We start from the raw sequence: 21,763 nt of genomic DNA, 5'->3' as shown, positions 1-21,763 counted from the left end.
TCTATAAGGATGTAGAACATGTTTGAATTTGTACCTGCCAAATCTATCTCTTGTGTATGTTTACTTATATTTAGCCTCTGTTCTCACTCTGCGCTAAGTGCAGAATTGACGGCTAAAAGTTTTATTCATAAAGGCTTAAATCTGGAGTCTGAACTCACCGCGATTTATCTGGGAGATTTTGAACACGCCAAACTGGAACCCGGTGGCGCCGCCTTCAATACCTTATTTGGAAATTATTTATATGCCTTTGGCAGGCAGTGCGCTGCACATTTACCCGCAAATAAAGTAGAAATGACAGAAAGTAAATGCGTGAGAGAGCAATACGAAGTAAATGGCTACGGGATGCGTACCGGCTCAAGTCAGTGTATTGAATATAGAGACTTCGGTACCGGCGTGTATGCAGATCCCGCTCTTTATGCGACGTCTAAAAAGATTGCAAGTAAGTTAGGCAATAAAATGCTGGGTCAGATATTTACTAATCGCGATCCGTTTGCCACTCGCAGAATACTCGATGAAGCGGTCAGCGCTGCCGGAGATATGAGCAGGCTGGTTACACAAAATGCATGTAACAGCGCTGCGCTAAAACGCTTTGAAATGAATATGCATCTATTTGCTAAAGGTGAGCCAGGGTTACGGTTAGACTCTGGCGAACGTTTAAGTGATGTGATTGCCAGCAAAGCGTCAAATCTTAAAGCCAAAGACATTAATCTGACAAAACTAATAGACGATTTGATCGTAGAAAACTCAAAAGGCTGGATGATGAATCGCTACTCACCGGGCAATGTGTATGCGGTGAAAGTAGTGTCAAAAGACAATGCAGGCAGACCTCGGCGCGTTGATGCAAATTACAATTTCTTGTCATTTGGTAAAACAGCAAGAGGTGCGGTAAAACTTATTTTTCAAGACCATGTACCTAAATGCCTTTACTTTGCTGATGCGCCACAAACCTGTCGTGTACCCAGCCGGGGTATCGTAAATGCATTTGATCAGGGCAAATATTAAGCCCTGTAATAAAGCAAAATTGAGCCTCTGATTGCCGGGCTTATTGTCGACATAACCGGATGTGATTGATGAGCCACAGACTGGCTCATCAGATAAAAGCTATGGATGGTCTGAGTACCTGAACCGGCACAGGTTCTCTACCCCCTCAAGTTAATTCAATCTGAATTTCAGGCACAAAAAAACCGACTTTCGTCGGTTTGTGTTCACTCTCTCTTAAGCAAGAAAGAATGGTACCAGAGGCCGGACTTGAACCGGCACAGTATTGCTACCGGCGGATTTTGAATCCGCTGCGTCTACCAATTTCGCCACTCTGGCACTGAGAGCTTTATTTTACATTGCCTTTTATGCGATCCGAAAGTGCTAAGCACTTTTCGCTGCGGTCGTTCTCAGCATCCTGCTTTCACGACACTCGGACTCCTGTCCTTCTTCTACGATTCGCCACTCTGGCACTGAGTGATTGCCTGTTTACCCCATAGGCTAAACAGGCTGTGCATTATAGCGATACAGCAACGTCATGCAAGCATTTTGTCATCACTTCGTCATCAACTGCTCAAAGAGTATGCGTTACAGTAAAAACGCTTTTTATTGAGCAGCTTAGAAGCGGCTCTTATCCCTTAATCATTCACTTATCGTGCGCTTGAATGGCACTCAGTTCGCCATCAAAGCGTTGACCATTTATCACCATATTTTGCAATTTTAAGCCCGTTACATTTTCCAGTACAAAGGGTGTTTCGGCTTGTTTAACTCTGACATTTTTAACGGTGACATTACTTAAAGGCGCGGCTTTGTAGGCATGAATTTCAAATACACGCTGCGTTTTTTCCACTTCAATATTGTCAAATACAATATCGCGATAAGTGGATGGATGACCGCCTTCAATCACACCGGGATAATTAAGCTGGAACCAGAATAAATCTTCAAACTCAGCGATATGCATATTGGTCACGCGAATATGCTCCACTAACCCACCACGATCAAGTGAGCCTTTAAAACGAATCGCCGCTTTACCCTTGCGCAAAATATTCTGGTCAAAGTACACATGGCTAATACCGGCTGACATTTCACTGCCCAGACCGATGCCATCTTCACCGCCCATGTCATTATTGCGCACCACAATATAACGACTTGGTTTATTGATGTCGCGACCATCTTTATCACGACCCGACTTGATCACTACCGAATCATCGCCGGTACGAAAATGCGAGTTTTCCACCAGTCCATAAGAGACCGAATCCAAATCAACCCCATCGTTATTGGCAAAATGACTATCTACTTTTACATTACGCACGGTAACGTGGTCGGTATACACCAGATGATTAACCCAAAACGGTGAATTCAGACTGGTGTAATTTTCCAAAAGAACACGTTTTGCACCAAAAAACTGAATCAAACTGGGACGCAAAAAGTGCCCTTCACCAAACTGACGTTGTTCCACCGGCACACCTTTAATACCCATAGTGCGCAGCACCTGCATATCGTCATTAGCTTTTTTATGCCAGGCATGGAATTCGCTGTTTGCATTACCATTAATGGTGCCGCTACCGGTAATGGCTACATCATGCACATCTTTGGCATAAATTAATGGTGAATAAGCAAATACTTCGGTACCTTCCCAGCGGGTTTTGACCACAGGCAAATAATCGCGGGCGTGAGCAGAGAATAATAAATGTGCACCTTCGCTTAAATGCAGTTCAATATTGCTTTTAAGCACAATGGGCCCGTTACTCAGCCACTTGCCCTTTGGAACAACAAGCTTACCACCGCCATTATTAGCCAATTGATTAATTGCTTTTAAAATGGCATCCCGGTCGTCTTTATTGTCATCGGCTTTGGCACCAAACTGCCTAATATCGGCACTATTGTTGGGAATATCAGGTAGCTGTATTTGTTTGATAATGTCATCAATTTCACTGGCATACTGGGTAGATAACACTTCTTTAGCGCTTGCTAAACCGCTGGTTAAAACTGCGGTAATACCGATTAAATTTAACCACTTATTTTGCATAAAATTCTCTTTATGGCAGATACAAAAAGGCCCTGTTAGCACGTCTGCCAACAGGGCCGGGTTTAATTACATAGAGTAACGGGCGCCGAGGAAATACTGCGTGCCTGTATGGTTATATTCACGCATTAAATCTAAGTTGCCATCACCTGTGGTGTACAGGCGTTCATACTCATCAGTCAGGTTAATCACTTCAAAGGTAACGGTTAGTTCATCACTTACGTTGTAAAAGGCTGACAAATCAACGTGAGTCGGGCCAGTCGTACCGTGCTCTTTGTTACCATTGCTACCCGTATAATCAGTAATGTAATCATCACGTTTGTTTACTGACACACGGATACCGTAATCATCCTGTTCGTAATACAAAGTACCGTTGTATGAATTTTTCGACAGACCGGTAATTTCACCTGAAGAAACCTTGGTGTAGTTAGCCACAACACCAAAGCCATTAAATGGCTCAGGCAGGAAGCTAAACGGCTGCTGATAAATAATCTCGAAACCATTTAAATCGGTACCTTCACCATTAACCGGAGAGTTATGAATATAAGGCACAGTGCGTGGATCTAAAGCGATTTGCGGATCGTACTGTGGATCACTGTCGATAAACGGATAATACGCCGGATCAACTAAACGCTCTTCCGATGCACTCTCGATAAAGGTTTCAATATCTTTATAGAAAATGGTTGCTGCCACCAGGGCTTCATTATCAAAGTACCATTCAAACCCTAAATCCACGTTATTTGCAGTGAACGGATCCAGGAATGGATTACCTGCGCTTACCGTACCGTTAATGTATGAGAACGAAGGATTCCCCGGGTTTAACGAACTTAAACTTGGACGTGTCATTGAACGGGAAATGCCTAGACGCAACACCATATCATCAGTCATATCCAGTGCCAGGTTCATTGCAGGCAGGAAGTTGTCATAGTCGTTGGTAATACTTACCGTATCCTGCTGAATGTAACCGGTAGACGTGGTTTCCGTGTCAACATAACGGAAACCAAAGTTACTGCGCAGTGTCATACCAGCTAAATCAAATTCTGAGTCCATTTGCAGATAAACCGCACGGGTTTTCTCCTGAACTTCCCAGGTTTGAGCAGTTCTTGGTACCCAGGTTTTATCCAGTAATCCTGATTCAATCGCATCAAAATCAGCCACAATAAAACGTTCTAACGGCCCGTCAAAACCAGTACCAAAATCATCATATGGCAGCATTTCACTGTAACCTACTGCTGAATCCTGATCCGGGAAACCATTAATTTGTTCTTCACCGTAACCAACCTTGCGATCATTCACAGCTAAACCGGCCCGGATAGTAACCATATCCGCACTGTAGGTTAAATCCAGTTTCCCTGTATTGTTTTTGCGATATACGTCAGTAGCACGTAAACGGCCATCACTTAAATCATAAAAGCTGGCATCGTTAGTGTCATAACTATGACTCACTTCTGGCACATTAGGATTGTTACTGAAATCAAAGCTAAACGTATGCGGCGTATTATTGGTCATGTTATAGCGATACTGCTCAGAACGTGCGTCCGATTTGGCTGTACCTAACATTGCATTGATTTTCAGGTTATCCGAAGCGAAATACTCACCCGAAAATACATACTGGCTGAAATCAGTTGATGAAATTTGCTGACGGCTTTCAATACGCGATTTAATGCCATCGTAAGTACCGGCCAGTACCTGTTTACCGTTTGGATGAACAGTAATTGCTACCGGAGTAATTTCATCAAACGTACTGCGGAACATTTCGAAGAAGTTGTACATGGTACGCTTGTTATCCAGCGTCGAATGCAAGGTATCTAAGGTCAGGACTAAATTGTCACTTGGTGCCCATTGCAAAGAGCCGGTAAAACCTAAACGCTCTTGTTCGTTACCAAAGAAGTCGGGGCGCGGTAAACGTGGCGTCCATAAACAGTTGATTGGATCAACCGCAACACCGTCATCTTCACAACTTCCCACATCGGGTGTACCCGTCACTGTGGTATTGCTGGTATCAGCAAATAAACCGCCACCGTCTTTCACCGGTGTGGTCCAGCGAACTGTGCCATAACCTTCCTGACGAACATTACGATCCGATTTGGCCACAGAGAACAATACACCAAACGTATCATCAGCGAAGGTATTGCTCACCATCACTGCCAGACGAGGATCGACTTTCCCCGTCACATCGTTATAGCCGCCCTGAGCAGACGCGGCAACGTGCATGCCCGGATTATCAAAAGGTTTGGCTGAATACATGTCTACCGTACCAGCAATGCCACCTTCTTCCATGGCTGCAGTAGGTGCTTTTTGAATATCCACGCGATTAAATAATTCTGATGCAAACACGTTAAAGTCGAACGCACGACCTCCGTTTACACCACCACCGGAATCGGTACCATCGGTACTGGCCGGTACTTCCATACCATTTAAGGTCGTACGGGTAAACGAGGGGCCTAAACCACGTAATGTAATCTGACGTCCCTCACCGCCTTCACGTGAAATTGCCACCCCAGGTACACGCTGTAATGATTCAGCAATGTTTAAATCCGGAAATTTACCAATATCTTCCGCCACAATAGATTCTTTGGCGTTTACCGACTGACGCTTGGTATTTAGAGCTTTGTTTAAAGAACCACGAAAACCAGAAACTTCGATAACTTCCAGTTCAGTGCCTTCGGCTGACTGATCCTGCTGGGCTTCCTGAGCAAATGCCTGTGGCATTGAATATAAACCAAGTATCATTCCGATACTGGCCACTAACTTTTTACGCTGAAATACAGTTTGCATTGTACATTCTCCGTTATGGATTTTATTGTCATCGCCAGCCAACAACGTAGTTACTGTAGGAGTTGACGATGTGAACAAATACGGTCGCTACATCTTGTTGTTATTTATTCCCTCGCACCCGGTCTTTTTTTTGGTTTGTTATTTAACCTGACTAAACCCGCCAACTTGCCACCGGTGGCAAATTATAGTTAAAAAAACACAAAACTTGTTAACCTGATGTTGCGAAGAGATTAAAAAATATTAGAGACAAGCTCAAAAAGTCTTTGAAAAAAACTTCATATTTGAATAAATCTTTTTCACTTTTTGAATATGCGCCCTTAAATCAAGGTGCCGGAATTAAGATATATCGCCTTTATCAGCTGATTCTTGGTACACTGAGTTCCAGTTAATTTTGTAGCCATTACCAGCAGTATCCATGACAGATTCACAAACAAATTATCCACGCGCAGGTATTTTCAGACGACTGGCCGCTATGGTTTACGACACGCTAGTAGCGGTTGCTGTAGCTATGTGTGCCGCAATGGTGATGATTTTGCCAATGGTAATCATGCTCAATAATGGCGTAATAGATATGCAGGGTTATGCGTTTCCGAGTGACTTTATTGGCCACTCAATGTGGGCCAGAGCGCTTATCCAAATCTGGGTTATATTGTGGGTTGCCGGATTTTTTCTGTGGTTTTGGAAACACGGTGGTCAAACCCTGGGCATGAGAGCATGGCGACTTAGAATTCTGTCTACCAATGAACAGCCACTCACCTACCCCCGGCTGATGCTAAGAATGATCAGTTCATTATTGGGTGCTGGCACATTACTCGCCATTATCGATTTTAAAAGCAAATTATCACTGCAAGATCGCATCGCAAAAACCGAAGTGGTCAGCCTGACCAAAGAGCAAAACCACCACCGCAGCTGGAAAGGTTATAGCGCTTAAATCTGCGATTGGTCAGCGCGTTGAATTGCGCTGAAATTAACGCAAAAAATGGATAGTATTAACGGTTCCAATAACTTAAATGAAATGGCTGCTTTTAAGTAGCAAGTCAGGCTAAATGCGTAAAAATATAACCATTCAGGATGTTGCTGAGCATGCTGGCGTTTCCATGATGACGGTTTCGCGAGTATTAAATAAAGGCGGCAACGTTAAGGACAGTACGCGCCAAAAAATCGAACAGGCAGTACAGGATCTCGGATACCGCCCTAATTTTGCCGCTAAAAACCTATCCAGTGGCCGTAAAAACTTTATTGGCGTGTTATGTTTTGAGCCAAATAGCCCCTACGTTTCACAATTTTTGTTTGGCTGTTTACGTTATTGCAGTGAAGTGGGTTATCACCTGATAGTGGAAGAAAATAATGCCGACCGGTTGCTGGACAGCAAACTGCAAGCCCTTTGCAGCGGCGTTGACGGCGTCATTGTTTTACCGCCCTTAAGCGAAGATAAAAGTCTTTTAGAGCGTATTAGTGCGTTTAACATTCCCTATGTTTGCGTGGGTCAGCAACATATGGCACTACAGGATAAATTCCACTCAACCGTGAGTATTGATGAACAGCAAGCTGCAGCAGACTTAACCTCAAGTTTGATTGAACAAGGCCATACACGCATTGGCTTTATCAGCGGCGATAAATCGCAGGGTGTTACGCAACTGCGTTTAGCCGGTTATCAGCAAGCACTGCAACAACATAAACTGTCGATTCAACCTGAACTCATCGCAGAGGGAGATTTTAGTTATAAATCGGCACTCAGCGCCACTGAGCAATTATTAAGTTTAAAAGATAAGCCCAGTGCGATTTTTGCCAGTAATGACGAAATGGCTGCGGCAGTGATGGCGGTCGTGCACAAACATCAGTTTGCGATCCCAAAAGACATTTCTGTTGTAGGGTTTGACGATACATCGATTGCGACCATGGTATGGCCGCAACTCACCACTGTACGTCAGCCCTTTGTTGAAATGGCCAAAGCGGCGATTGATCGTATTTCCGGGCAAAATCCGGATGCCAAAACACTGCTACCCAGCAGTATTACTTGCCGCGAATCTCACGGCCAGGCTGCCAACTAACCGGTTTTAACGTCTAATCTGGTACAGGGCAAAAACGGCAAACACCAGACTGGGTAACGCCGCCCCCACAATCGGTGGCAGCTGATACACCATACTCAGAGGGCCGAAAATCTCGTTGGCAATAAAAAAGCCAAAACCGGTCAGCACACCCATGATAATGCGCGCCCCCATGGTCACACTGCGCAGCGGCCCAAAGATAAAAGACAACGCCATTAACAACATAACCGCCACCGATAAGGGCTGCAAAATTTTGCGCCACAACGCCAGTTCATAACGATTAGCGTCCTGACTGTTGGCACGCAAATAATTGACGTAATCCTGTAACCCCCGAATGGATAATGCTTCCGGTTTAATGGTTACCACACCTAATTTGTCCGGCGTCAGGGACGACTGCCAGCGCGCTTGGGCTACCTTGGTTGTAACGATTTTTTTATCGCTAAAATCGGTGTAACTCACGCCAGTCAAACGCCAGCTATTGCCTGCGTAACTGGCTTTATTAGCGGCTGTGATTTTGATTAGATTTAGCTCCTGATCAAACTGATAAATATTAACGTCAGTAAGTGCATCCTTACTAATTACCTCACCAATACTGACAAAGTTATCGCCGTCTTTAGCCCAGGTGAGTTGATCACCAGAAAATAAACTACCACCAGATATGGCCTGAGTACGGATTTCTTTAGCTTTGGTTTCAGTAACGGGCGCAACCCACTCACCAAGCGCCATCACAAATACCACCATCAGCAAAGCTGTTTTCATGGCAGAAGCAATAATATTGCCGCGGCTTAATCCCGCCGCCTGCATCACCACCAACTCGCTATTACTGGCAAGTAGCCCTAAACCAATTAATCCCCCTAGTAAGGTTGCCATGGGGAAAAACTGTTCAATCTCTCTTGGCATACTGAGCAACACATAAATGCCAGCCGCCATCATGTCATAGCTTCCACGACCAATTTGCTTAAGCTGATCGACAAACTTTAACAGGCTGCTAAGGCCAACCAGAATAAACAAACTAATAAAGGTGGTGCTGAGCAATACACGGGCAAGATAAACATCCAGAATACGGATCATGCGCGGCCTCCAAGTAACCCTGCACGGATTTTAACCCCGAGCGAACGCCCACGAACCAGTAATACAAATCCAATCAATAACACCACGCCATGCACCCACCACAAACCAAATTGCGGCGGAATTTTACCATCTTCCAGCACTTTACGGCCTGCCATCAACAACAGGAAATAACCCAAATACATCAGTAACGCCGGAAAAATTTTGCCAAAGCGCCCCTGCCTTGGGTCAACTGAGCTAAGCGGTACCGCAATCAAAACTAAAAACATGATGGATAAAGGAATGGAGATACGCCATTGCAACTCAGCGATAGCATCGATGGAGTTATCATCCAGCAACTGCATGGTAGGATATGCCGTCAGTTTGCGGCGTTTTTGTTCTGCCTGTTGCTCGGCTATCTGAATTTGATACTGATCAAACGATACTATCTGGTAATCACGTTGTCCGCGCATGCCTTCATATTGTTTGCCTTGTTGCAAAATTAATTGCTGCGAGCCATCGGCCTCTTCGGTGACATTACCGATTTTCGCATACACCAGATGTACCGATTTATCTTCTTCCTGATTTTTGTGCTGGGCAACAAATACGCCTTCAAGTTGGTTGTTGTCGGTGCCAATATCATGCACAAACATCACCGCCTGTTCGTTCGCCGTTTCCTGGAAACGCCCGGGGATTAGCGTAGTTAAACCCGATTCCGCCCCGGCCTGTTCTTCTAACTGGTATTCACGCTCCACTGCCGCAGGCGCCAACCACAAGGTCAAACTGGCTGTGACTATCGCCACCATTAAACCTAAAAACAACATCACCCGGGTGACATACCATTCGCTGATACCGCAGGCGCGCAACACCGCCATTTCACTGTCGGCATACAATCGCCCGTGAGCCAGCATAATGCCTAAAAACAGACTTAATGGCAGGATTAACGCCGCCAATACAGGCAACTGCAAAGACAAAAAGCCCATGATTAAACCAGCAGGGATATCACCATTGGTGGCATCTGCCAGAACACGGACAAATTTCTGAGTAATAAAAATTGCCATTAATACCATAAACACCGCGATCTGCGATTTCATGGTTTCTGACAGTAAATATCTAAATAACAGCAAATCTCTACCTAAGGAAAAGTGGGTTTTTTAGTGGAATGCTGTGAAATTTTAAGTAAACTTAGTGTTTTCACAAGTTTTAATTTTTACTGAGTGTTTCAATAAGGTCAATTTCGTGGCCTTTTTTTATCTCAGTCAGACAAATTACAGCCTATATCTGTTAACTTCAAGGGGGCAGTTTTAGCCATGGAATTCAGCGTAAAAAGTGGCAGTCCGGAAAAGCAACGCAGCGCCTGTATCGTGGTGGGTGTTTTTGAGCCTCGCCGGTTAACACCGGTTGCCGAGCAACTGGATGAAATTAGTGGCGGTTACATCAGCAATTTAATCCGCCGCGGCGATTTGGAAGGCAAAGCCGGACAAATGCTGTTGTTACATCACTTGCCGAATATTTTAAGCGAACGTGTTTTATTGGTAGGTTGTGGCAAAGAACGTGAGTTAGATGAGCGTCAGTTCAAGCAAATTGTAGCGAAAACCATCAGTAATCTGAATGAAACAGGTTCAATGGAAGCGGTATGCTTTTTAACTGAATTACACGTTAAAGGTCGTGATACTTACTGGAAAGTACGTCAGGCTGTAGAAACCACCCTTGATTCACTTTACAGTTTTGATCAATTAAAAAGTAAAAAATCAGATCAACGTCGCCCACTACGCAAGTTAGTGTTCAATGTGCCTACACGCCGTGAATTACCTATTGGTGAACGTGCGATTGAACATGGCATGGCGGTATCAGAAGGCATGAAAAGTTGTAAAGATGTGGCGAATATGCCGCCAAACATCTGTAATCCTGCTTATTTACTTGAATCGGCTCAAAAGCTGGCACAGCAATACAGTTCGCTGAGTGTTGAATCAGTTAACGAACAAAAAATGGCTGAGTTGGGTATGAATTCATACTTAGCAGTAGGCCGTGGTTCTGCCAACGAATCCATCATGACCATTATTCGCCACAACGGCGGCGCAGAATCGCAGGCGCCAGTGGTGTTAGTGGGTAAAGGCTTAACCTTTGATTCCGGCGGTATTTCAATTAAACCATCCGAAGCCATGGATGAAATGAAATACGACATGGGCGGCGCAGCAGGTGTATTAGGTACCATGCATGCGTTGACGGCACTTAATTTGCCAATCAATGTTATTGGCGTATTAGCTGGCTGTGAAAACATGCCCGATGCCAATGCCTATCGTCCGGGTGATATTCTTACCACCATGTCTGGCCAAACCGTTGAAGTATTAAATACCGACGCTGAAGGCCGTTTAGTATTGTGTGATGTATTAACTTACGTTGAGCGCTTTAACCCGGATACGGTTATTGACGTTGCAACGCTAACCGGTGCCTGCGTTGTTGCTTTAGGTAAACACGCCAGCGGTTTGATGAGCTCACACAATCCGTTAGCTCACGAATTATTAAACGCGTCTGAACAAAGCAGCGACAAAGCCTGGCGCTTACCTTTATGGGATGAGTATCAGGAACAACTGGAATCCAGTTTTGCTGATTTCACCAACTTAGGTGGCCGCTACGGTGGTGCTATCACCGCTGGTTGTTTCCTGGCGCGTTTCACTAAAAAGTACAATTGGGCACACCTTGATGTAGCCGGAACAGCCTGGATGAGTGGTGGTAAAAACAAAGGTTCAACTGGCCGTCCAGTACCTATGTTAACCCAATTCTTATTAAACCGAGTGGGCGAAACAGCGGAAGACTAGTGGCCAGTATCCTTTTTCACCTGCTTGAGCAGGAACAACATCTAAATCAACCGGCCAGCTTTATGCTGGCCTGTCAGTTAGCGACCGACTGTTATCGTCAGCGTCAACGCTGCGTTATTTTAACTGGCAGCAAAGCGGATGCAGAAGCGATTGACGATTTGTTATGGCAACAACCTGTTGATGCCTTTGTACCACATAATTTAGCTGGCGAAGGTCCGGCTAATGGCGCCCCGGTAGAAATCAACTGGCAGCAGGCAAACGTCAATAATCGCGCAGTACTGATTAACCTCAGTAATAATATGCCTGACTATGCGCAACGCTTCAGACAGATTTACGACTTTGTTCCGGCCGAAGAACAGGCCAAACAACAGGCCAGAGAAAGATACAAACACTATCGCGCAGCCGGGCATCAACTGGCGACCACTCCCGCAAAATTTAATCACGAGACACACAATGGATAAGACGTTTAATCCGCAAAATATCGAACAATCCCGTTATCAGCAATGGGAAGAACAAGGCTATTTCAAAGCCAGTGGTGAAGGCGAGCCTTACTGTATTTTATTACCACCACCGAATGTGACCGGTAGCCTGCACATGGGTCACGGTTTCCAGCAAACCATTATGGATATTTTAACCCGCTACCACCGCATGAAAGGTGATAACACCTTATGGCAAGTGGGCACCGATCACGCCGGTATCGCCACTCAAATGGTAGTCGAGCGTCAGTTAAACGCAGCAGGTCAGACACGTCATGATTTAGGTCGCGATAAATTTATTGAAAAAGTGTGGGACTGGAAAGCACATTCCGGCGGCACTATTACCTCACAAATGCGCCGTTTAGGCACCTCTGCCGACTGGGAGCGTGAAGTATTCACCATGGATGACAATTTATCTGCCGCGGTGCAGGAAGTGTTTATTCAGCTGTATGACGAGGGTTTAATTTACCGTGGTCAGCGTTTGGTGAACTGGGATCCGGTATTGCACACTGCGGTATCCGATTTAGAAGTACTGAACGAAGAAGAAGACGGCCACATGTGGCACATGCGTTATCCGCTGGCCGATGGCAGTGGTGAGTTAGTGGTAGCCACTACCCGCCCGGAAACCATGTTAGGCGATACCGCGGTTGCGATTAACCCGGATGATGAACGCTATCAGCATTTGGTTGGCAAACAAATCAAACTGCCGATTACCGGTCGTTTAATTAACATAGTAGCGGATGATTACGTGGATGCCGGGTTTGGTACTGGCTGCGTAAAAATCACCCCGGCACACGATTTTAACGATTACGAGTTAGGTAAACGTCACGATCTGGAAATGATCAACATCTTCACCCCGGATGCCAAAATCAATGACAACGCGCCAGAGCAATACCGTGGTTTAGATCGTTATGATGCGCGTAAGCAAATTGTGGCCGATTTAGAAGAGCAAGGTCTGCTGGTAAAAGTTGAACCACACAAATTAAAAGTACCACGTGGTGATCGCAGCGGTGCAGTTATCGAACCTTACCTAACTAACCAGTGGTATGTGGCTGTTGAATCTCTGGCCAAACCGGCGATTGAAGCGGTGGAAAAAGGCGAGATTAAATTCGTTCCGGAAAACTGGAACAAAACTTACTACCAGTGGATGTACAACATTCAGGATTGGTGTATCAGCCGTCAGTTGTGGTGGGGACACCGCATTCCGGCCTGGTTTGACGATGCCGACAATATCTATGTAGGCACAGACGAAGCGGCAGTGCGCGCCAAATACAAACTGGATGACAGTTTAACCCTGCGTCAGGACGAAGACGTTTTAGATACCTGGTTCTCATCGGCATTGTGGCCATTCGCCACCATGGGCTGGCCACAGAAAACCCCTGAACTGGAAACCTTTGTACCCTCATCGGTACTGGTGACGGGTTTTGACATTATCTTCTTCTGGGTAGCCAGAATGATCATGATGACTCAGAAATTCACCGGCAAAATTCCGTTTAAAGAAATTTATATCACCGGCCTTATCCGTGACGAGCAGGGCAATAAAATGTCCAAGTCTAAGGGTAACGTACTTGATCCCATCGATTTGATTGACGGTATCGATTTAGAAAGCCTGGTAGAAAAACGTACCGCTGGCATGATGCAGCCAAAACTGGCAGAGAAAATCGCCAAACGTACCCGTCAGCAATTCCCGGATGGAATTGCCGCTTACGGTACTGATGCACTGCGCTTTACCTTTACCGCCATGGCATCCACCAGTCGTGATATCAACTTCGATATGGGCCGTGTGGAAGGTTACCGTAACTTCTGTAACAAACTGTGGAACGCATCCCGTTTTGTACTGATGAATACCGAAGAGCAGGATACCGGTAAAAACGGTGGCGAACTGGAACTGAGTCTGGCCGATCGCTGGATTTGGGCGCGTTTCCAACAAACACTTATTGCGTTTGAAGCAGCATTAAAAGATTACCGTTTCGACTTAGCTGCCCAGGCGGTATATGAGTTCACCTGGAACCAGTTCTGTGACTGGTATCTGGAATTATCCAAACCGGTATTGAACAGCGATGCCAGCACCGATGCGCAAAAACGCGGTACCCGCCATACGCTGGTTAACGTACTGGAAAGCCTGCTGCGTTTAATGCACCCGGTTATGCCGTTTATCACTGAAGAAATCTGGCAACGTGTGGCGCCATTATGCTCACTGGATGATACCCGCAGCATTATGTTGCAGCCCTATCCACAAGTAGATGCAGGCCTGCAGGATGAACAAGTGGTTGCTGATATCGAATGGCTCAAACAAGTGATTGTTGGTGTACGTAACATCCGTGGTGAAATGGATATCGCGCCTAGCAAGCCATTATCAGTACTGCTGAAAAACGCCAGCAGTGAAGACAAACGTCGTTTACAAGCAACCGATTTACTGTTAACCAAAATGGCACGTTTAGAACAAGTGACCATTTTAGCCGACGGTGAAAAGGGCCCGGCATCTGCTACCGCGATTGTGGGTGAGATGGAAGTGATGATCCCAATGGCAGGCTTGATTGATAAAGAAGCCGAACTGGCGCGTATCAATAAAGCGCTGGAAAAAGTCAAAGCCGACTTTGCCCGCACCGAAGCCAAACTGAGTAACGAAACCTTTGTTAGCAAAGCACCGGAAGCGGTTATCGCCAAAGAGCGCGCTAAGCTGGATGAGTTCAGCACTCAAATGCAAAAACTCAACGAGCAGAAAGAAACCATCGAAAATCTGTAATTCAGTTTATTGTTAATGCTAAAAGCCGCCTTTATGGCGGTTTTTTATTGTCTGTGAACAACCAACAAACCGGAAAAAAGCCCCTGACGCATAATCAATCAGAGGCTTTAACGGACAACAATCTGTAAAACTATTTACCACAAAATACTTATAACGAAGATACTGGCTTACCATTGACAGCTACATTATCCAGTATCAATTGTTGGGTGTTTTTCACTATGCTGGCTTGTGTCACACCATTAAACTGGCAATCTGTTAAACGTATCCCGCGAATCGGTGCATTGTCTAAGCCCTGTGAATCCAGCACTCTGATGGCATGTTTAACCTTGAGGTTATCAACCTGTAAGTTATTAAGTTGTGGCGTAAATTCACCATTGGCACCTTCTTCATAATTAAAATCGCAGGTGATCGCAGCAAATTTAACCTGTCCTACTGTCACATCCCTCACATAAATATCTTCTATGACTCCACCACGCATGGCATTGTTTTTAAATCTAAGTGCATACCAAAGCTCTGGGCTGTCCATCTGACAATGCTCAACAAACACATTACGTACACCACCCGATATTTCACTGCCAATCACCACACCGCCGTGACCGGCACGCATTCGACAGTGCCTAATCACAATATTTTCGCTGGCTATCATTAAACGCCGACCATCGGCATTACGCCCGGATTTAATTGCAATGCAGTCGTCACCAGTGTCAAACAGACAATTTTCTATCAACATCCCGTTGACCGACTCCGGATTACAACCATCATTATTAGGGCCATGACCGGTTACCGTGACGCCCCGTACAGTCACATTTCGACTAAGTACAGGATGGATATTCCAAAAGGGCGAATCTTTGAGGGTGACATCTTCTATCAGTACATTTTCACACTGGTAGAATTCCACCATGCTGGGACGCAGAAAATGTCCATGTCCAAACTGACGCTTTTCAACCGCCACACCTGCTTCTGCCATGTCGAACAAAGCATTACGATCTTCTGTTTGTCTTGGCATACCGGGTTGCCAGCCAAATTTAGGCGAACCACACCATGACCACCAGTTTTCGTCAGCTGCCTGCCCATTGATCAGCCCCCGACCGGTTAAGGCAATATTTTGTGCTTTGTATGCATATATCAGTGGTGAGTAGTTATATAACTCCACGCCTTCGTAACGGCTCAAAACCTTTGGGTAATCGTTTGGCTCTGTACTAAATAGCAGTTCCGCCTCAGCCTGCAAATGCAACTCCACATTCGATGTAAGTTCAATTGCTCCGGTAAGATATCGCCCCTTTGGCACAATAACCCGGCCCCCTCCGGCAGCGGCACAAGCTTTAATTGCGGCCTCAAACACCTGAGTATTTTTGAATAGCCCGTCACCTTTTGCACCGTATTCGTCCAGATTAAATTCTCGCCTTGGAATAGTTGGCGCGCCCAACTGGTGCTGAATTTTTTCCGCCTTTGCCCAATATGTTTTTTGTAATACACAGGACGGTATAAAAGGTAAAACCCCCATTGCAGAAGTTAATTTAAGAAATTGACGCCGATTGAGATGCTCTATCATTTTCAGTCCCGGAAACAGGTTCTTCCGGAGCAAGCCCGGAATGATTAACCTTACAATTTAGCCGATACCAGACCTCCAAAACGTTGCAGATACATTATCCCCGGCATCAGCCGGAGATATTGCCCACATGCAATCTGGCAATAAAAAAGGTGCAGCATTAACGCTGCACCTTTTACATATCAGACACGATTAGAAGTGCGCATTAATTCCAACAAACAATGTACGTCCCTGTACATCATAGGTTGACGGAATCGTGTTAGCACCACCGAGCGTCAGGCTGCCCATAATAGGTGCTTTTTTATCGAAAATGTTACGCATCCCCACGGTTAAATCAGTATCTTCGGATAATTGATAACCACCTGTCAGATCAAAATAAGCATATGAATCAATGGTTGGATGAACATAGGAATCAGGCGAAGGTGCCGATTCACCTCTGGCCTCAGGCACCACAATATTATCGGTAGTCACTTCACCCAGATAACGCATGCGTAATGACACCAGTGCCGGTCCATTTTCCCATGTAATACGCGAACTCCCCTTCCACTCAGGCAAAGGCTGACCACAGGTATTACCAAAGGCACCTACACATTCATTGGTAATATCCGGTAATTCCTGAATAGGTGTTACGGTAAATTCATCGGTATAAGTCCAGGATGTATTCAGGCTCCATTTACTACCACCGTCAAACAAGCCCCAATCAACATCAAAGGTATAGCTGGCGTTTATATCAATGCCCGATGTTTTAATACCACCTATATTGGCATTGGTTGTATAAACATATTTGGGTGCCGCTATTTGCCCCGTACTATCGCGGTTGATTGCCTGACAATAAACACTGTTAGCGTCCTGAAGTGTGCTGTAGCACAAATCCAGAACATTCTGCAATCCACCACCACCTAACGGCGCAATCGCGTCTTCAAGCTCAATATCAAAATAATCTATTGCTACCGCTAACCCACGAACTTGTTGCGGCTGAACAATCACACCTAAAGTGGTGGTATCAGACTCTTCCGGGGTTAATTCAGGATTACCGCCACGAATCTGAGTTAAGAAAGGTGACGTCTGAACACCGACAGTAAACACGGCATCAGCGGGTACACCGGTGGCAATACATAAGTCACGTACGGTTTGAGTTTGCCCTTCCGCAGGTTGTCCTGCTGAACAGGGGTCAATCGCGGTGGGTCCATCCGATCCCTGCCCACCAAATAGCTCACCGATATTCGGAGCCCGAATAGCATGCTGGAACTGGCCGCGGAAAGACAAGTCAGAGTTAACAGCCCATTCAACACCAGTTGAATACGTCCATACGGAATCGTCGCTGCCAACATCATAGTCCGAATAACGGAATGCACCATTTACATCAAGACGTTTGATCCCCGGCATATCTGCCAGTACCGGAACACGAATTTCACCAAAAACTTCTTTAACAGACTGACTACCGCTGGTGGCTTTAGCCGAGTTCCATCCCGAAACGTCACCTGATGCAAGATAAGAGTCTGGGGTGTAGGAACCCGACGCATCTCGCCACTCCAAACCAAAAGCGAAATCAACCGGGCCAGCTGGCATATCAAATGCAACACCGGTTAACGCTGCAACGGCAACTTTTTGTTCGGCTTCAATTTTAGATACTGCACCAATAGAAATGGCCTGGGCAGCTGCTTCGCTAATATTACCGTTACCAAAAAGATTAAGGACTGGCGCTTCACCATTTTGGGATAACAACAACCTTTGCACTGCACTTTTAGACACAGATCCAGTTTGCAAATCGGTTTCAGTGGTTTTTGCATAACTGTAATAAATGTCATAGGTCAGGTCATACAGAACATCACTGGAAACACTGGGCAAAAAGCCTTTTACACCAACAACGGTGCGAAAGACATTGTGATCAGCTTCTGCATAACGACCACCTAAATCATTAAAACGGCGACCATAATTCAATAACGCCAATCCATCATTAGCCACAGTGGTCATAGTTAAATTACCAGGATTCACAGTAGATGAACCGGTTTCCCGGGCATCCAGCAACGTCAAAAGGTTTTGCATTTCCTGGCTTAAGTAAGGGTTATCCACATCAAATAAAAAGTTTTCACCCACATTAGGTGGTGCAATTTGTACACTGGTAACGTTGCCACTGTAGTGCAACTCCATATATGCCTGAGTATCGTCACTCAAATCATAGTTAGCAAAAACATTGCCCATCCAGCGCTCTTGTGGCGCAAGAACAAAAGAATTGTCATTAAAATCAAAACGATCATCAGGACTAATAAAAGGTCTGACCGAGCTACCTTGTTTGTCAAAGATAGCGCCTAGACCCGTCATATCCTGTAAGCCTGCCGCAACTAAAGCAGCATCCAGTTCAGGATCAGACTGAGCAGAACCTACCGTTGGCAGGTTGCCAATACGTCCATTAGGTACGCTGGATGAACCGCCTGTCACAAAACCAAGGCGCCCCCCGGCAGCTTCACAACTTTGTCCGCCTGTATCTAATGGTATTCCCGCATGTTTATTGCTCCAGGAGTCTGCCGTTACACAACCATCAGAAAGTCCGGGAAAGGCAATATCTGAGATCTGGTTAGTAGTGAACCCTTTACGACTTAAATACCCCAACGACGCTGTAATATTGCCTTTACCATTATCTAAATTACCACCAAAAGTAAGATCAATATTATAGGTTGGTGCACTTGAAGGTTGGTCCCACGAACTTTGTGCGTTGACTTCGACACCTTCAAAGTCGTCCTTCATCACAAAGTTAACCACCCCTGTAATAGCATCTGAACCATACACTGCGGACGATCCACCGGTCACGATTTCGGTTCTCTGAATTAATGCTGCCGGGATGGTATTAATATCTGTTGTCATGGACGGGCCGGTAATCGCAAAGCGTCGGCCATTTACTAGTACTAAATTTCGTGTAGCACCAAAATTACGCAAGTTAAGTGTCGATACGCCAATAGGTTGTCCGGCTTGTACCGTGTTTGATTTTGGCCCTTCCAGCTGATTTCCCGAGAACTGCGGCGTATCAAGCATCAATTCTTCCACATTTTGCGTGCCAGACAGTACAAATTCTTCCTCACCTACCACATTAACCGGAGTAGGCGAATCCATACCCCTTGGTGCCAATCGTGTACCTGTTACTGCAATTTTCTCAACAGCATCATCTTGAGGCGTAGCTGGTTGTTCCTGAGCCAGAGTCATACCAGGGATCAAGGCCATACCTACCGCCACCGCGATCATGGACAGGGTACTGCAATGAAATTTAGATATTTTATGTTGTTTCATTTGTTGTGTTCTCCAAGTATCCACTGGGCGACTTCCAAAACACCCATAAGATTTAAATAAATGCGGTCGTCTTATCTTGTTACTTTGTTTGACTACTATTGAATTGATGCAATCTAAATAAATCACTTTCAATCAAATAAGTTCACAAAAAATACACAATAAGACATTTAAGGTCAATAACAATCATTACATTTTATTAACGAATGATTGACAGGAAAATGGCTAATTGGCTACTCTCCGTGCATCATTTGACTGAATTTGATTGAATTACATGCAAAAAAATGAATCGATTGTTAAATATTGCCATTTATATAACTGATTGAAATTGCAACAATCACGCAACATATTTACGTTTATCAATCAAATTCGAGCGCAAATTAATCAATTCACTAACTTTGGAAATGGACTATGCAAAAACGACGTTTTTTACTGCCTTTGCTGGTATTGATATTTTGCCGGTCAATACCGGCTCTGGAATGGCAGGCCGATTTGGGCGATGGGCAATACCAGAATCCGGTACTATTTGCGGACTACTCTGATCCGGATGTGATCAGGGTGGGAGATGACTTTTATATGGTGTCCTCCAGTTTTAACGTTATGCCCGGCATACCGGTTCTGCATTCCAAAGATATGGTGAACTGGCAAATCATTGGTCATGTTTACCAGTCACTGCCATTTGAAAAATTTGATAAACCCTCACATGGCAACGGTTCGTGGGCCCCGACTATTCGTTATCACAATGGCACCTTTTATGTGTACTTCTGCACACCACAAACCGGCCTGTTTGTGGCCACCAGCAAAGATCCGGCTGGCAGCTGGGATTTACAGCAAATGGCAGCAGTAGAATTATGGGAAGATCCAACCCCCTTCTGGGATGATGACGGCAACGCGTATCTTATTCGCGGTAAAGTCAGAGCCGATATTCTTTATATCCACAAAATGAGCGCCGATGGTAAACAGCTGCTGGATGACGGAAAAGTGCTGTTTAAGGATCTCGATAAGCAACCGGTGATTGAAGGCCCTAAAGTACTTAAAAAAGACGGTTATTATTATATTTTCGCCCCCGCTGGTGGTGTAAAGGTGGGCTGGCAGGCTGTTTTGCGTGCTAAAAACATCTATGGTCCTTATCAAAGTAAAACCATTTTGCATAAAGGCAATACCGAGATAAACGGCCCGCATCAGGGCGGCGTGGTGCAGCTTAAATCTGGTGAGTGGTGGTTTATGCACTTTCAGGACAGAGGTTTGTACGGCCGGATTGTACATTTACAACCAATGGGCTGGAAAGACGGCTGGCCGTATATGGGAGAAGATCAAAATAATGATGGCATAGGTGAACCGGTTGCCCGTTATAAAAAACCGGATGTGGGTCATAACTATCCAATCACCACGCCACAAACCTCCGATGAATTTAATCAGGACAAACTGGGATTACAATGGCAGTGGCACGCCAATCCAAAACCCAATTGGTATTCACTTAATCAGGCTAACCCCGGTCATCTGCGTTTATATGCCGAGCAGAATTTAACCCAGTTTGGCAACCTGCGTTTTGTCGGTAATCAGCTTTTACAAAAGTTTTCCTCACCCGGTTTCAGTGCCACCACCAAGATTAACTTCCATCCATCGCAGTTAAACGATAAAGCCGGATTAGTGATTAACGGACAAAAATGGGGATATATCGCACTGTATCAGGCTAAAGATGACGTCAGGCTAGGCGTATTTAAAGGCCACTATGAACAGTATGATGATGCAACACAGGAATTAAGTTCTGTTAAAGCACAACAAAATGCACAAGGCGACTACCAGTATTACCTGCGGGTAAAGGTTGACGCTGATGGCAAATATCGCTTTTCCTACAGTCAGGATGGAGAACAGTTCACCGACATGGGTGAGCAACTGCAGGCTACCGCTGGCGTATGGATTGGTGCCAAAGTGGGCATCTTTGCCCTTAGCCCCAATATTCAGCGCAGTCAGGGTTACGCAGATTTTGACTGGTTCAGAATGCAATAAGGGCCAA

General features: G+C 45.3%; 13 protein-coding genes and 1 tRNA gene. 7 read left to right on the top strand and 7 right to left on the bottom strand.

What is annotated here, in order from left to right; all coding sequences use genetic code 11:
- Positions 1-18 precede the first annotated feature (18 nt).
- On the top strand, positions 19-1,002 hold the full coding sequence (locus H8B19_RS06415) for a hypothetical protein (protein WP_186505977.1): 984 nt from the start codon (positions 19-21) through the stop codon (positions 1,000-1,002).
- Positions 1,003-1,230: 228 nt separating this feature from the next.
- Here H8B19_RS06415 and H8B19_RS06410 read toward each other — a convergent pair.
- The 3 genes from H8B19_RS06410 to H8B19_RS06400 all read right to left on the bottom strand — a co-directional run bounded on the left by H8B19_RS06410 (position 1,231) and on the right by H8B19_RS06400 (position 5,716).
- A tRNA-Leu gene (locus H8B19_RS06410) sits at positions 1,231-1,317 on the bottom strand.
- A gap of 307 nt (positions 1,318-1,624) precedes the next feature.
- Entirely contained in the window at positions 1,625-3,007 is a 1,383-nt protein-coding gene (locus H8B19_RS06405; RefSeq protein WP_186505976.1) for a glycoside hydrolase family 28 protein, read from the bottom strand.
- A 66-nt stretch (positions 3,008-3,073) separates the two neighbouring features.
- Positions 3,074-5,716, bottom strand: coding sequence for a TonB-dependent receptor (locus tag H8B19_RS06400; RefSeq protein WP_241737522.1), 2,643 nt, complete (start codon positions 5,714-5,716; stop codon positions 3,074-3,076).
- 481 nt (positions 5,717-6,197) lie between these two features.
- Here H8B19_RS06400 and H8B19_RS06395 point away from each other — a divergent pair, with 481 nt between their 5' ends.
- Together H8B19_RS06395 and H8B19_RS06390 are read left to right on the top strand one after the other, a co-directional pair.
- The gene (locus tag H8B19_RS06395; RefSeq protein WP_186505974.1) at positions 6,198-6,713 is read left to right on the top strand and encodes an RDD family protein; all 516 of its coding nucleotides are present in this window, start codon (positions 6,198-6,200) and stop codon (positions 6,711-6,713) included.
- A 115-nt stretch (positions 6,714-6,828) separates the two neighbouring features.
- A complete protein-coding gene (locus tag H8B19_RS06390; protein ID WP_186505973.1) occupies positions 6,829-7,833 on the top strand; it encodes a LacI family DNA-binding transcriptional regulator in 1,005 nt (334 codons plus the stop codon).
- A gap of 6 nt (positions 7,834-7,839) precedes the next feature.
- Here the strand turns inward: H8B19_RS06390 and lptG are convergent, their stop codons facing one another.
- On the bottom strand, positions 7,840-8,901 hold the full coding sequence (lptG, locus tag H8B19_RS06385; RefSeq protein ID WP_186505972.1) for an LPS export ABC transporter permease LptG: 1,062 nt from the start codon (positions 8,899-8,901) through the stop codon (positions 7,840-7,842).
- Positions 8,898-10,004 carry an LPS export ABC transporter permease LptF gene (gene lptF / locus H8B19_RS06380; RefSeq protein ID WP_186505971.1) on the bottom strand — a complete coding sequence of 369 codons (1,107 nt, stop codon included), beginning with the start codon at positions 10,002-10,004 and terminating at the stop codon, positions 8,898-8,900. The genes lptG and lptF overlap by 4 nt, the downstream gene beginning before the upstream one ends.
- 183 nt (positions 10,005-10,187) lie before the next feature.
- Here lptF and pepA point away from each other — a divergent pair, with 183 nt between their 5' ends.
- Genes pepA through H8B19_RS06365 form a run of 3 tightly spaced genes read left to right on the top strand, consistent with a single transcriptional unit; the run spans position 10,188 to position 14,918 of the window.
- A complete protein-coding gene (gene pepA / locus H8B19_RS06375; RefSeq protein WP_186505970.1) occupies positions 10,188-11,696 on the top strand; it encodes a leucyl aminopeptidase in 1,509 nt (502 codons plus the stop codon).
- Positions 11,696-12,157, top strand: a complete 462-nt coding sequence (locus H8B19_RS06370) for a DNA polymerase III subunit chi (protein ID WP_186505969.1) — start codon at positions 11,696-11,698, stop codon at positions 12,155-12,157. The genes pepA and H8B19_RS06370 overlap by 1 nt, the downstream gene beginning before the upstream one ends.
- Entirely contained in the window at positions 12,150-14,918 is a 2,769-nt protein-coding gene (locus H8B19_RS06365; protein WP_186505968.1) for a valine--tRNA ligase, read from the top strand. Before H8B19_RS06370 ends, H8B19_RS06365 begins: the two co-directional genes overlap by 8 nt.
- Before the next feature lie 148 nt (positions 14,919-15,066).
- On the opposite strand, the gene H8B19_RS06360 is transcribed toward H8B19_RS06365, so the two are convergent.
- A complete protein-coding gene (locus H8B19_RS06360) occupies positions 15,067-16,470 on the bottom strand; it encodes a glycoside hydrolase family 28 protein (protein ID WP_186505967.1) in 1,404 nt (467 codons plus the stop codon).
- Between the two features lie 189 nt (positions 16,471-16,659).
- Positions 16,660-19,749 (bottom strand): TonB-dependent receptor domain-containing protein, encoded by a 3,090-nt coding sequence (locus H8B19_RS06355; protein ID WP_186505966.1) that lies wholly within the window; start codon positions 19,747-19,749, stop codon positions 16,660-16,662.
- 408 nt (positions 19,750-20,157) lie between these two features.
- Here H8B19_RS06355 and H8B19_RS06350 point away from each other — a divergent pair, with 408 nt between their 5' ends.
- On the top strand, positions 20,158-21,756 hold the full coding sequence (locus H8B19_RS06350) for a glycoside hydrolase family 43 protein (protein ID WP_186505965.1): 1,599 nt from the start codon (positions 20,158-20,160) through the stop codon (positions 21,754-21,756).
- Positions 21,757-21,763 lie beyond the last annotated feature (7 nt).

Origin of the sequence: Neptunicella marina, from assembly GCF_014270035.1 — a bacterium.
Lineage (GTDB): Bacteria > Pseudomonadota > Gammaproteobacteria > Enterobacterales > Alteromonadaceae > Neptunicella > Neptunicella marina.
The sequence above is the reverse complement of the archived record's forward strand: the minus strand, read 5'-3'. Positions and strand labels throughout refer to the sequence as shown.